Annotated in this window: 13 protein-coding genes; 3 read left to right on the top strand and 10 right to left on the bottom strand. The window is 45.1% G+C overall.

Going from position 1 to position 13,797, the window contains the following annotated elements; genetic code table 11:
• Window positions 1–71: 71 nt before the first annotated feature.
• Window positions 72–1,553, bottom strand: coding sequence for a carboxypeptidase M32 (locus AB4405_RS20190; protein WP_372062568.1), 1,482 nt, complete (start codon window positions 1,551–1,553; stop codon window positions 72–74).
• A 244-nt stretch (window positions 1,554–1,797) separates the two neighbouring features.
• Here AB4405_RS20190 and AB4405_RS20185 point away from each other — a divergent pair, with 244 nt between their 5' ends.
• A complete protein-coding gene (locus AB4405_RS20185; RefSeq protein ID WP_372062567.1) occupies window positions 1,798–2,433 on the top strand; it encodes a LysE family translocator in 636 nt (211 codons plus the stop codon).
• 5 nt (window positions 2,434–2,438) lie between these two features.
• Here the strand turns inward: AB4405_RS20185 and AB4405_RS20180 are convergent, their stop codons facing one another.
• The 9 genes from AB4405_RS20180 to AB4405_RS20140 form a co-directional block, all read right to left on the bottom strand.
• A complete protein-coding gene (locus AB4405_RS20180) occupies window positions 2,439–2,690 on the bottom strand; it encodes a hypothetical protein (RefSeq protein WP_372062566.1) in 252 nt (83 codons plus the stop codon).
• 98 nt (window positions 2,691–2,788) lie between these two features.
• Entirely contained in the window at window positions 2,789–3,532 is a 744-nt protein-coding gene (locus AB4405_RS20175; RefSeq protein WP_372062565.1) for an alpha/beta fold hydrolase, read from the bottom strand.
• Window positions 3,514–4,530, bottom strand: a complete 1,017-nt coding sequence (locus tag AB4405_RS20170) for a DUF2817 domain-containing protein (protein WP_372062564.1) — start codon at window positions 4,528–4,530, stop codon at window positions 3,514–3,516. Before AB4405_RS20170 ends, AB4405_RS20175 begins: the two co-directional genes overlap by 19 nt.
• Before the next feature lie 298 nt (window positions 4,531–4,828).
• Window positions 4,829–5,098, bottom strand: a complete 270-nt coding sequence (locus AB4405_RS20165) for a DUF2960 domain-containing protein (RefSeq protein ID WP_102470097.1) — start codon at window positions 5,096–5,098, stop codon at window positions 4,829–4,831.
• A gap of 26 nt (window positions 5,099–5,124) precedes the next feature.
• A complete protein-coding gene (locus tag AB4405_RS20160; RefSeq protein ID WP_372062656.1) occupies window positions 5,125–6,903 on the bottom strand; it encodes a bifunctional molybdopterin-guanine dinucleotide biosynthesis adaptor protein MobB/molybdopterin molybdotransferase MoeA in 1,779 nt (592 codons plus the stop codon).
• A 180-nt stretch (window positions 6,904–7,083) separates the two neighbouring features.
• Entirely contained in the window at window positions 7,084–7,668 is a 585-nt protein-coding gene (mobA, locus tag AB4405_RS20155; protein WP_372062563.1) for a molybdenum cofactor guanylyltransferase MobA, read from the bottom strand.
• Window positions 7,646–8,368: an energy-coupling factor ABC transporter ATP-binding protein gene (locus AB4405_RS20150; protein ID WP_372062562.1), complete on the bottom strand. Its 723-nt coding sequence runs from the start codon at window positions 8,366–8,368 to the stop codon at window positions 7,646–7,648. The genes mobA and AB4405_RS20150 overlap by 23 nt, the downstream gene beginning before the upstream one ends.
• A gap of 152 nt (window positions 8,369–8,520) precedes the next feature.
• Entirely contained in the window at window positions 8,521–9,222 is a 702-nt protein-coding gene (locus AB4405_RS20145) for an ABC transporter permease (RefSeq protein ID WP_102470101.1), read from the bottom strand.
• On the bottom strand, window positions 9,222–10,040 hold the full coding sequence (locus AB4405_RS20140; RefSeq protein ID WP_372062655.1) for a substrate-binding domain-containing protein: 819 nt from the start codon (window positions 10,038–10,040) through the stop codon (window positions 9,222–9,224). Before AB4405_RS20140 ends, AB4405_RS20145 begins: the two co-directional genes overlap by 1 nt.
• A 255-nt stretch (window positions 10,041–10,295) precedes the next feature.
• Between AB4405_RS20140 and AB4405_RS20135 the strand changes: the two genes are divergently transcribed.
• Together AB4405_RS20135 and AB4405_RS20130 are read left to right on the top strand one after the other, a co-directional pair.
• The gene (locus AB4405_RS20135) at window positions 10,296–11,756 is read left to right on the top strand and encodes a sigma-54-dependent transcriptional regulator (RefSeq protein ID WP_372062561.1); all 1,461 of its coding nucleotides are present in this window, start codon (window positions 10,296–10,298) and stop codon (window positions 11,754–11,756) included.
• Entirely contained in the window at window positions 11,734–13,791 is a 2,058-nt protein-coding gene (locus AB4405_RS20130; protein ID WP_372062560.1) for a cache domain-containing protein, read from the top strand. The genes AB4405_RS20135 and AB4405_RS20130 overlap by 23 nt, the downstream gene beginning before the upstream one ends.
• Window positions 13,792–13,797 lie beyond the last annotated feature (6 nt).

Genomic DNA, 13,797 nt, shown 5'->3' with positions numbered 1-13,797 from the left:
TTTATGCACCTGCTGTGTCCAAGTGAAAAGTGTCAGTGAACTATACTCAGCCAAGTTCACTGACAAGTGTTTTACAGGTAACGACTTCTCAAATGTTCTTGAAAGAACTGCGCATTCAACGTTTCACCCGTTGCTTGCTTCACTAAATCATCGGTGGTCAGCAAGCTGCCCTTGCTCCAAATATTCGATTCTAACCAAGTGAAGATAGGGGATAGATCACCACTTTCAATCACAGAGTTCACATCCACCGTTTTCTTCATTGAAGCCATGAACTGAGCCGCGTACATCGCACCTAGTGTATAAGATGGGAAGTAACCAAACGCGCCATCTGTCCAGTGAATGTCCTGCATGCACCCATCTTTGTAGTTGTCTTTCGTAGACAACCCTAAATATTGCTGCATTTTGGTGTCCCACAATTCCGGGATATCGTTATAACTAATTTTGCCATTCATAAGGTCGCGTTCTATTTCATAACGCAGAATAACATGAGCAGGGTAGGTGAGCTCGTCAGCATCAACCCGAATAAATCCGGGTTGGACTCTGGTGTAGATTTTTTTCAGGTTGTCAGGAGCAAAGACCGTAGTGTCGTTAGCGGAGAAGTGTTTGCTGGCTAGGGGGGCGAGATTTCCGATAAATGCGTCACTTCGCCCGAGCTGCATTTCAAAAAATAACGACTGAGATTCATGGATACCCATAGAGCGCGCTTGTCCTGCTGGTAATCCAGCCCATTGTAGAGGCAGCCCTTGTTCGTAGCGAGCGTGACCGGTTTCATGAACAATACCCATTAAAGACTGAACGAAATCGTGTTCATCATACCGAGTTGTGATGCGAACATCTTGTTGAACACCCCCACAGAATGGATGAGAGCTGATATCAAGACGGCCATGGTTGAAATCAAAATTCAGTAATGACATCACCTCTAGGCCTAATGCGTTTTGTGCCGCGGTAGAATACGTTTCGTTGGTGGTATGTACCGACTCGAGCTTCTGTTTTTCTTGGACTTGTTGCGTCAATTCAGGCAGCCAAGACGTCAGGTCGCCAAAAATACGATCGAGTTGTTCAGAGTTGACGCCTGGCTCATAGATATCCAGCATAGCGTCATAGGGCGTTAAGCTAGATACCTCACCGCGAATTTGAGCTTCCTCTTGTGAAAGCTGCACCACTTCTTCAAAGTTTTTACAAAAGCCATTCCAGTCGTTTTGACCGCGCTGTGTTCGCCAAGCGTGTTCGCATTTAGAGCCTGCTAGAGACTTCGCTTTGACAAGATCTTCAGGTACAACCGTCGTCAAACGCCATTGCCTCTCCATTTCATTTAGGCTTGCTTGCTGAGATGATGACAAACACTCTTCTTGTGCGTTACTGATGAGATCAGCAAGATGCGGGGCAGTCGAGAGCTGATGAATATGTAAAGACAGCTGAGCCATCGCTTCGGAGCGGGCTTGATTGCCACCTGATGGCATCATTGCGGCGGCATCCCAACCACAAATTGAGGAGAGATGACCGAAATTTGAGATTGTTTTGTAGTGTTCAACGAGCTTGTTGTAGTTTTCCATGTCGGTTGACCTTCCGAGTGAACGATGATTATAAGTTAACACCTACAAGCGTTTACGAAAAGATGAAGCGATGACAGAGTCACGGTTTTTTAGGCCACCATGTGTGACCTAACGCTTTGAGCGTGTTGACGAAGCTGGGTTTCTTTTCCGTGTAAGGTATGGCTATTTGTCGTCGCTTGAGTCAAAATCCGAGACAAGGCTATCAGCTCATTAGTTTTTGAATTAACTTGTACAGTGGACGTTTATGCATATCTTGAATCTTGAAGCTTTTCTTATTGCGATTGTTATCCTAACCATGACGCCGGGTCTAGATACCGCGCTGGTGATTAGAAACACGTCGAGAGGTGGGTTTCATGATGGTGCGTTGACCAGCTTAGGTATTTGCTCGGGTCTATTTGTACATGCCACATTTTCTGCGCTTGGGATCTCTGTGATTCTAACGCAATCTGCAGAGTTGTTTTCATTGGTTAAAGGCATTGGTGCGGCGTACCTTATTTGGCTAGGAATTTCGAGTTTACGTGCACTAAGAGCTTCATCCAATGTGAGTGTTAGCGAAATAGCGACACAGAATTTAAATGCGGGTAAGTCACTGCGCGAGGGCTTTTTGTCTAACGTTCTAAACCCGAAAACGGCGGTGTTCTATCTCGCGTTCTTGCCTCAGTTTATTAATCCAGACTTTTCGCCGTTGATACAATCAATGACCATGGCATCAATCCATTTTGTCATTGCCATGGCTTGGCAGTGCGGCTTATCAGGGATGTTAAACTCTGCGAAAACACTTCTTAAAAATGGTCGTTTTATTCGTTGGATGGAAGGCACAACAGGGGTCGTTTTGATTGCGCTTGGTGTGAAACTGCTGATTGAAGACCCACAAATATAGCGGCGTTAAGACTGTTTGTGCTTAGCTTCAATCAGAGATTTTTGTGTAGCGAGTAGCTTTTTAACCGTCACCGACGGAGCCTTTAAGACATATTGTTCGAAGCATCGGTACGATGAGTCGACTTCGTTGATGTCCTTACAGAAATTTCGGGCGTCAATATTGTGTTGGTATAACTCATGCTCCGTCGCAAACTGGTCGTGTGTCGCACATCCCGCAAGTACAGAAAAGACAACGGTCAAAGATAACAATCTAAACATATTCACTCTTATCAATAGCGTAACTTCATACAATTACACCAAGTATTATAATTATTTATTAGTGAGTTAGTGGCCATTTTCCGCCATAAGTTCCCTCATCATATGAATTTTTGAAACCAACCATAAAGAAATCGGGCAAGTTCTTCCGGCTTTTCTGATGGTAGATCATGAGCATCGCTTGCATAACACATATGTTGTACACCCCATGCTTTCGCTATCGCTAAACCTGCCTGACTACTGACTAATTGATCACTTTCACTTGTAATGACCAATGTTGGGCATCGAGGAGCAATGGCCGGCCCCTTAAATCTCGCGGCTGCGATCAGCTGACGAAGTGCATTCGAAAAACTCACTGGGTGTGATTGCCTCAACGTTAAATAATGATGCAATACGTCTGGCTGGCTAACATGGCGGGGGTAAGTGACGTTGAGGACCGCGGTTTCAAAAGGCTTTGATCCTAGTAACTTTGAGCCACATAAGTAAGGAAGCTTAAGCAAATTAATCCGTTGCCAAAAATGACTATAGCGAGAGAAACTAGGATTAATGAGCGTCAAGCTTGCCACATTATTAGGTAATCGATGTGCCCAAGATGAGGCGAGCATCGAACCCATTGAAATGGCGACAAGGTGGTAGCGCTCGCAGTCACTGGGCAATTGGTGCAGTACGGAGGGCAACATAGACTCAATATTGGTTGGACTACGTTGTTGAAAAAGCGCGCCATTCCCAGGCACGTTTGGTGTGATGATAACCAGGTCAGGGTCGAGAGCAGTGAATGCATCAATCATCCTCTGCCAATGTCCAGACTCCCTAAGCAACCCCCTGACTAAGACGATGGGTACCATAACTTTGTGGCCTTCTTGGTTAATCGACTTTGTTCATCCGCACTCATATTCGTTAATAACTCATTGTCGAGCACCTGCGTGAGATAGCCCAATAATGCACTATGACGACGTTGAACCCGTTTGATGCGATGTGGTTTTGTGGGGTGAAACAGTTGGCTAAATTTTAGCAGTTGCATCGGGTTTTTTTTAACCCAAAGCCACGAACCGAGCTCAAGCGTTAGAGGGACAAAGGGATTCGTTGAGGTCTCATAGTGTTTGAGGTGCATCCAGTCCCAAAAATCCCCGTGAGTGGTGTATTGATGACATTGAGGTTCAAACTGATATAGCTCGTACTGTGCGTAACTTTTGCGAAAGAGAGAGTACAACAAATAAAACTGATGCAGATTGTGTGGGGGATGTTTGTGATGAGCGAAAGGGAACCACAGCCGGTCCCGTGTACCAAAACCGCTATGGAGATCAAGCACAATGGTTGACCGTGCATGCTTCGAAATATTGAGGATATGCGATGACAGCACCTTAAGTTCTTGTTCCATATCGTCAGGATTTCCTCTATACCATGGCAAACGAGCGCTGATCGTTTGGCCCGCATAGAGCTGGTATTTCGTATTGTGAGAGTTAATGGGGGCGTTTCTCATCAAATCGACGCCGTTATGATTAGCGCGAGTGTTTAAGGCGACGCCCCACGGGTTGACGACAGGAACCGTGATGATTTTTATCTTGTCTAGCGTCTCGCTAAGACGTTTATCCCACTGCAACCGTTTAAGCAAATTCCGAATAAAAGAAAGGATGATTTGGCTGCCAATTTTTTCCACGCCGTGTATAGACCCTGTAAGAATTAAGCACGGCGCGGTGGGATCTTCGTTGCCCATTGATAGCATATACAGCGGAAGATTGTGATCACCATGTCCAATATGTGCAAGAGTGGTGAGCGACAGTGCGGAGTAGCGCTCGGCATAGTCTTCAATATGCCTCAGTTCCCGTGGCGTTGCGACAAACATAATTCGACTCGAGTTGGTTTTCTTTAGTCTACTGTCGAGAGTGAATCAGAGGTGTTAAATATTTGTGACCTGTCGTGTGATTAAAACAGGTGTCGGTGAACTTCACTGGGCGTAGTGAGAGCCTAAAGAGAAATTGGAATGAAGGTATTATCGAAGGGTGGGGAGGTGTTGTTTAATGAGAAGTATGATACCAAGCGCATGACAAGATACAAAACGCATGATTAGCCATATGAGGGTTTTACTCAAATGACTGATCATGCGTGGAGTCGGACGCGTTGGTTACCTGAGGCCTTCTGGGTTAAGACTTAGGTTTTTTCCCAACACCATGGTTTTCTTTTAAAGCCAAAGTGAGTTTGCTGAAACCAAGCTTACGGAAATGGTTGTCACGGTAATTACGAACGGACTTAGTGTCTGAAATGGCTTCAATTTGCTGTTCCATTTTTAGAAACTCAGTCAAATCGATGCCTTCCGCTTCCGCAACGGCTTCGTGGATATTACGATGCTGCTGGTAAGAAAACGTCAGTGTTTTGTCTTCTTCTTTATAGGTGTAAAGGATAGTACGTGCCATAGTTTGGACCTGCTTAAAATTTTACGCTAGATTCTGCCCTGAAGTGGGACGATTGTCACGCTTTCGCCTGTTTTTACTGTATCAATGTGGGGGGCAATTTCTATAAGACAATTGGCTTCACTCATTGAACGCAAGATACCAGAGCCTTGTTTGCCGGTTGTACGCACCGTTAGTTGCCCTGATTGCTCATCCATGGTGTAAATCCCTCGGCTGAACTCAGTTCGGCCTTGGCGTGAGCGAAGCGGTGTTTCTGCAATTGCAGAGGCTTTAAATGGTAAGAATTCTCGGATACCTTGCATTTTTTTGATGGCAGGTTCAACGAAGTTGAGAAATGACACCATAACCGCAACAGGGTTACCTGGTAGCCCGAAGAAGGGTTTGTTATTGATATGTCCAAACGCAAGAGGGCGGCCTGGTCGCATATTGATACGCCAGAAGTTTACGTTGCCGCTTTTTTCTAACACATCTTTAATGAAATCGGCGTCTCCCACCGATACGCCACCGGAAGTGATCACGAGATCGGCCGATTCGCTTGCATTTATGATTGCGGCTTCCATGACGGATTCGTCATCTTCTAAAATGCCAAGGTCGACGATATCACAACCGAGCTTTTGCAACATGGCCATGATGGTGAAACGATTAGAGTCGTAAATAGAATTAGATAGTAGCGGTTGTCCAGGAGCTTGCACCTCATCGCCTGTAGAGAAAACTGCGACCTTAAGCTTGCGTTTTACCTCTACCTCACCGAAGCCTAGAGAGCCAATCATGCCAAGTTCAGGGGCTTCAATTAATGTGCCTTTCTTGAACACGGCTTGGCCCATTGCAAGATCTTCACCGGCCTGACGTACATTTTGTCCTGAAGAAATCGAGGTCGAACCAAATGTGACACTATCACTGCTGTGGTTTGCTTGTTCACGCATGACGACCGTGTCCGCCCCGTCAGGCATCGGCGCACCCGTCATAATTTGTGCGGCTTGGCCATGAGTTAACGTGCCATCAAAGCCATGTCCAGCCATAATACTGGCGACAACCTTGAAATCCTCGTGACCAATGTCGTCACCGCGTATGGCAAACCCATCCATTGCTGAATTGGTGAACGCAGGGACATTGATTGGTGAAATGATGTCTTGTGCAAGCACGCGCCCATAGGCTGACATCAAGGGCAGCACCTCGGTGATTGGTGATGACAAGACGGCATCTAATATCTTTGCTTGTCCTTGTTGGACGGACAATAACGCAGGGGATAGCGTATCGCAGCAAGCCGCGGGCGTGTCCACGTTGTGCTCAGGCTTGACGTAATTGAGTATAAATTGAGTGATGGCTTCTAAGTCGTTGATGTTCATAGTAGGAATCGCAACATTTAAGTCGTCATCGTTACTATCACTTGCAATCGCAATGATGTTGTCATCGTTAGGGTGCAACCAAGGTTTGCCGACTTCTTGTCTGTTCAATTCGATCTTAGGAAAGGCAATGTTTTTGCAGCCTTCAACTAAGATAAGATCTAATGCCGAATGATCAAAGCGAGAGAGCAGGTATTCAAAATTTGCCTCTTCTTCAGGGGTTTCGGTCATGAGTGCATGACGATAGCGAGAGGAGATCAGCATTTGGCTCGCTCCCGCTTTACGCAAGCGGTAGCTGTCTTTGCCTGGCTTATCCACATCAAAATTATGATGTGCGTGTTTGAGTACGCCAATCTTAAGCCCTGCTGCGGTTAATTTAGGCAGTAGGATTTCTAATAATGTGGTTTTACCGGTGCCGCTATAAGCAGCAAAGCCGAGTAGTGGAATGTTTTTGATTTTTTTTATGGTCATAACAAACTCTGATTACGGTAATAGTATTAACGATGATAAGTATTAACGACGATACATCGTTAATGATTCAATAGCTAAACGCCGTGCGACTCATATTAATACTTACAATTACAAGATGCGGTTGGCGCGTTGATAAAGCGTGAACATCGTATGAACAATAGGCGCTGCATCGAATCACTTTTGTTTGGCGAGCTTAGCCAACTCTTCGGGCGTATTGAGGTTGATGAAACACTCTGGTGAGTCAGAGAAATCAACATACTCAGTATGACAATCTTTATAGAGAAGAATGATTTTCCTATCGCCGCGCTCTAAGAACGCTTCTAACTTTGGTAGCACACGTTGGTGAAACATGGTGAACACGGGTTGATGGAAATCTCCGTCGTGTGCCACTAATATATCTGTTTCATTAGTGACCGCGTCACAAAATCGTTGAATCAATGAGGTATCGATAAAGGGGCTATCACAAGGAACAAACCCTACCCAATCGGTTGTTGCTGCAGTAAGCCCGGCGTGCATGCCACCAAGAGGGCCAGGATAATCAGGGAAAGTATCACTGATGACAGGGGCATATTGTTGATAACGTTCGTGATTGCGGTTGGCATTGATGGTGATGTTGTTAGTTTGAACGGACAACTTTTCTAGTACATGCTCAATTAAAGGTCGGCCATCGAGCTCAATCAGCCCTTTGTCATTACCGCCCATTCGTGAGGCTTGACCTCCTGCGAGGACAACCCAGCTAGTCTGCTCTGGATGCAGCATAAGTACTCTCTTGATTCGTGTTATTTCTATCGATAACTTGCAGTAACGGTGATTCTATCAAGGTACAATCTTTTATCCACCACTGTTTTCGACACAACGCCGTGAGTTCATTAGCTTGGTGGCTAGTGACAACAATACTGGACCCTAAATCCAACAAACTCCGCGCCATCGATACTAGTCGCTCTATCGATTCCTGGTCGAGCGAAGCACTGGGTTCATCCATGAGTAGGATTGACGGTTTTAAAACCCAAGCTCGCGCCATTGCTACGCGTTGCTTTTCGCCTCCTGATAGCACGGATACATGTTCATCAGCAAGCGTCTCTAGGCCAACGAGTCTAAGCGCGGCAATAACATCTGCCCGTTTGTCATGGGCGTTCTGCGTTCGATGCTTCAGCCCATACACCACGTTTTGATAAACGCTACCGTCAAAAAGATAAGCTGACTGGTGGAGGTATATGACATCTTTACGACCAGAAGTTGCAAAGAACCGACTGAGTAGCCCTTTCTTTCTCGGTTCAATATCGCCCGAACTGGGTTTCAGCAAGCCGGCTAATATTTTAAGTAACGTTGTCTTTCCGACGCCATTTGCCCCTTTCAAATAGACAGCTTCATTGGGGCCAATAGTTAAGCTGGGGATATGAAAGAGTACACGGGTATTAAATCGCATGGAAATCTGCTTTGCTTTCAGTTGTATCGTCATTATTTTTATCGTCCTAAAGCAGAATCTTAGAATAAGTATAGTGGTTGAGCATCACTTTGTATGAATCAGATTTATTGCCAATTGAGTCGCTTCTACGCGCTTTAGTCTCAGTCATGCCTGATGTTTAAGGGCCAGTGATTAATGACTGGTTTCTAGTGCGTTCGCAGTACGCCTTTGCCTCGCATTGAAGAGAGTACAAAATTTAAAATTAGTGCTAGTAGCAACAATACAATCCCAAGTGCCACACCCTGGGCAAACGCCCCCTTATGACTTTCCATTGCAATGGCCGTAGGGATATTACGGGTCAACCCCATAATATTGCCGCCGACCATCATTGAGCAGCCGACTTCTGTGACAATTCGAGAAAACCCAGCAACAACCGCGGCGAGTAATGGGAAGCGAGATTCCCAAATTAATGTCATTAGTGTTCTAGTTCGTGAAACGCCAAGCGTAATTGACGTTTCCATTGCGCGTCGGTCGGTACTTTGAAGCGCACCATGCATCATTGACACCAGTACTGGGAAACAAATCAGTATCTGACCGATAATCATCGCTTTTTGGGTAAACAGCATCTGCCAATCGCCTAATGGACCAGATCGTGACAGCATCATGTAGAGTAATAATCCAATAACGACCGTTGGAATGGCTTGCAGTGTGTTGACTAACGACAGCAACATCCATTTCCCTGGAAAATTGGTATAAGCGAGCAGGTAAGAACAGAGGATCGCAGGTAAGACGACTAAGGACACCGCCGAAACGGAGACACTAAAAGAGACCGCGACGATTTTCCAAAGCTCGCGGTCTAGGCTAAATAGGAGGCTAAACGCCTCCATGGTTGTTTCTGTGATACTCATTACTGACCGGATTTATCTGCGTTTGCTACAAACAATTGCTCGCCCATTTTACGGTAACTGTTGATCATAGATTGTCCTTTATCTGATACCAACCACTGGCTTAATGCTTTTGCGCCTTCGGTGTTTAAAGTAGGGAAGCGCTCGGGGTTAACTAAGATAACTTGGTATGGGTTAAACAGTTCTTTGTCGCCTTCAAACACAATTTTTAGGTCAAGCTTTGCTTGGTAAGCTAACCATGTGCCTCGATCGGTCATCGTGTAGCCTTGCATTTCTGAGGCCATGTTAAGTGTTGGCCCCATTCCTTGACCTACTGAACGATAGCCACCAAAGTTTGGTTCAATTTTACTTTGTTGCCAAATCTGTAGTTCTTTTTTATGTGTACCAGAATCGTCACCTCGTGAGATGAAAATAGCGTTAGTCTTGGCGATGCTCTCAAAGACGCTATCAATGGTTTTTTGATCATGGATGTGGGCAGGGTCACTTTTAGGTCCAACAATCACAAAGTCGTTATACATCACTTTGTGAGGCTCAATCCCATAGCCAGCAGAAACAAAGGCGGCTTCGGCTTTTGGTGCATGAGTCATGACGACATCAACATCACCATTTTCGCCCATTCTGAGCGATTTGCCTGTACCTGCGGCGATAATATCTACTTGATAGCCGCTTTCTTTTGTAAATTCAGGCAGTAAATAGTCGAGTAAACCGGAGTGATACGTACTCGTGGTAGTAGCAAGTTTAATGCGAGGGAGTTCGGTATTATTGGTTTCTGCATAAGCCGTTACAGAAAGCGTTGCCACAGAAAGGGCTGAAACCATCAACTGAGGGAGTTTCATAATAATGTCCATTTTGTTTATTTTTTAGGTGAGCAGTTTGCTCTTGATTACACATCATGTAAGCAAAGACAATGCCATAATTTTTAAAGGAAAAAAGTGGTAAAGTGCGACATTTTGTTAAAAACTTTTGTAGGTCAACTACAATTAATTTGAGCTGAGACAAAATGTCGCAATTCTAATAAGGATATTTTGACTCAGATTGGTACACTCTGTCTCAAATAGGAATAATAACAAGTATTTATGGCATTCTTTGACCCCTCAGAAAAAACACAGTCTCATGTTTCTCCTTATCTCGCGTTTTCGGCGTTAGTTGTCGACGATGAAGTAGGCATGCAAACCGTTCTTAAAAAAGCGCTCAGAAAAGCCTTTGGTCATGTTGAAACCGCGGGTAGCGTTGAAGAAGCAGAGGAGTTAAGACTCAAACACCATTATGACCTCATCATTCTTGATATTAATTTGCCTGGTCGTTCTGGGATCGAATGGGAAGAAGCATTTAGCGATTTAGACCGTAAGGCCGACATCATTTTCATGACAGGTTATGCTGATTTGGACGTCGCAATTAGTGCGTTAAAACTAGGCGCATCAGACTTCATATTAAAGCCATTTAATCTCCAGCAAATGTTACAAGCAGTACAACGCTGCATGGATAAGCGGCTAGCAGAACGAGTCACGGTGGCATTGAGTCACGATATTAGTCGAAGGGTATCAAAAGATTTAATCGGGTCTTCGGTCAAAACCACACAACTTAAACAGTTGATTAGTCAGTTCGCACCATCTAAGGCGTCAGTTTTGATTGAGGGTGAGTCTGGCACGGGCAAAGAATTGGTGGCGCGTGGGCTTCATGATGCCAGTAAAAGACAGGGCCCTTATGTGGCAATAAATTGTGGTGCGTTGGCGCCTGAATTACTGGAAAGTGAGTTATTTGGCCATACTGCTGGTGCATTTACTGGGGCGAAAAAGAGTCGTGAAGGGTTGTTTCGGGTTGCAAGTGGTGGGACGTTATTTCTAGATGAGATTGGTGAAATGCCCTTAGCGATGCAGGCTTCACTGCTTCGCGTGTTAGAGCAACGCACTGTGAGGCCAGTTGGAACTGAGCGAGAAGTCAGTATCGATGTTCGAGTTGTTGCTGCGACGAATCGAAATCTGCGACAACAAGTTGAACAGGGTAAGTTTAGACAAGATCTGTTCTATCGCTTGAACGTGTTGAAGATTGAAGTGCCATCGTTGCGCAGCCGATTGTCGGATTTAAATGAACTGGTGCCTTATTTGACAAGACGTTTAGCGAAAGAGCTGGGTGTGGTCGAGCCTAAATGGGCCCACGAAGATATGTTTGCGATGCAAGATTACGATTGGCCCGGTAATGTGCGGGAACTGAAAAACATGCTAGAGCGATGTATTTTACTGAACAAACCGCCCGCCCATTATTTTAGGGAACTCAATGGAGGACCGGTTAATGCTTCCATTACGCTGTCTGCGAATGATATGTCGACTATGCCAGCCGTGGCGATTAATGGCGATGTACAATTTGGCTATCCCGACTCATGGTCGTTGAAAGATGTTGAAAAAGCGCATATTCAACAAGTAATGGATTTTCACTCGGGTAACAAATCTGCAGCGTCGCGTGACTTGGGTGTCGCTCGGAAAACATTAGAGCGAAAATACAAAGAGTGGGACGACAATGAGCTATCGAATGAAAGCTGATGGCAATATATTGAGCCGACTACGCTTTCGCACCCAAGCCATGGTGCGTTATCGTCTTCTGTTTCTCACCTCCGCACCGATTATTCTAACGTTGATTGCCATGTTTGCGATTACTGCGTATTGGTCAATTCACTATACGTGGCAAAGTGCCTTGGTGGATGTTGATGAGCGGCTCAACATCGTTACCGATAAGATGGAAAGCCTTCAGGTTGAGCAGTATGACCACCTGAGCGCTTTCTCTGAGTCTTATGAATTTCGAACACGTCTTCAGCACATCCAAACCGCTCAAGAATTTGATGATTGGGTCAAAGCACAAAATCTTCGCTACCAGCTCGACTACCTAAGGTGGATTCCGGTAGATGCTGATGCGTCAACCTTGAGACATGATGATTCTGCTGCTTATCGTAAAATGGCAGATCAACGTTCGTTTTTCGATGTACTTACTCGCGCGGATGCATTTAATTTAGCCCCCCAATTGTCCGAACACTCAGAAGTGCGTCATCAAGACAATCATCGTCTAGAAACCCGTTCATTGGTCAGTCGTTCCGTTATTGCTGTTTATGACGATAGCAGTGCACTCATTGGTTATCTCGATGGCGGTGTACTTCTCAATAATAACTTGGGTTTGGTTGATATGATCCGCGATACCATTTATCCAGTATCCGACGAAGCTCATCATGTAAAAGGTACGGTAACTATTTTCTTAGATGATCTTCGAGTCGCCACCAATGTGCCTATTGAAGCCTCGTATCAAGGTAGAAGAGCGGTAGGGACGATGGTCTCTGATTCGGTGAGTAAAAGTGTTCTTGAAGAGGGACATCGCTGGATCGATAACGCCTACGTCTATGACACATGGTACATCGCGGGCTACGACCCGTTGCGCGATATCAACGATAACATTGTCGGTATTGTTTACACCGGCTATCGGTCGTGGCCTTTGTTAAAAACCTATTTAACGAATTTAGGTGAGGTCACGGTATTAATTGTCAGTATCTTGTTTATCTCAGGGTTCATTGTGTATCGCGGTGCTAGAGGGTTATTTAAACCAATCGAACAAATTCATCGGGTGGTTAAAATGGTTCAGCTGGGTAAAGACGATGAGCGAATCGGGGATATAGGGCTCAACAATCAGCATGAATTGAGTCAGTTGGCTAAGCAGTTTGACAACATGCTAAATCAGCTTCAATTTCGAAACGAACAGATTCAAGAAGCCGCTCATGAACTTGAAGCAAAAGTGGCATCTCGAACCGCAAGCTTGAAAGAAAAAACGGAACAGCTTGAGTTACATATCCACCTTTTGAATCAAACCAAAGACAAACTAATTGTTAATGAAAAGCTTGCGGCGTTAGGTGAATTGACCGCAGGCATTGCTCATGAGATCAATAACCCAACCGCGGTGATTTTAGGTAATGTCGAACTGTTGAAGTTCGAATTAGGTGAAAATTCGGCAGCGGTAGAAGAGGAAGTCGATGCGATTCTTGTTCAGATTGACCGAATTCGTAATATTACCCGCAGTTTGTTGCAATACAGCCGACAGGGGGGGGTTCAAGATGAAGTGACGTGGCAACACGTCAACCCGATTGTTGATGAGAGCGTCACCTTGGTAAGAACCGGCGCTAAGAAGCGGGGTATTGAGTTCTATGTCGACTTGCATGCCAAAACACCTGTTGAGATCAATCGTCATCAACTATTACAGATATTAGTTAACTTACAAATGAACGCGATACATGCCATGCAAGGGAAAGGGCGCCTTACTGTTTTAAGTGAAGACTGGGTTGATGGTAAGGAACGTATTGGGGCACTGATTCATATTATTGATGAAGGCTGTGGAATATCTGATGTGAACTTAAAACGTATATTTGATCCATTTTTTACCACCAAACGAGATGGTACGGGGTTGGGTCTGTCCGTTTCTCAAAGTATATTGAGTCAGACAGGAGGAGAAATCAAAGTGACCTCTACGCTAGGGAAAGGCAGTCAATTTACCTTGTATCTTCCTAACAAGGCCGATCAGCATCTGCTGGTTAGTGGTTAGTGGTTA

Origin of the sequence: Vibrio sp. 10N.261.51.F12, assembly GCF_041471725.1 — a bacterium.
GTDB lineage: Bacteria > Pseudomonadota > Gammaproteobacteria > Enterobacterales > Vibrionaceae > Vibrio.
This window is presented reverse-complemented; position numbering and strand designations above follow the sequence as displayed.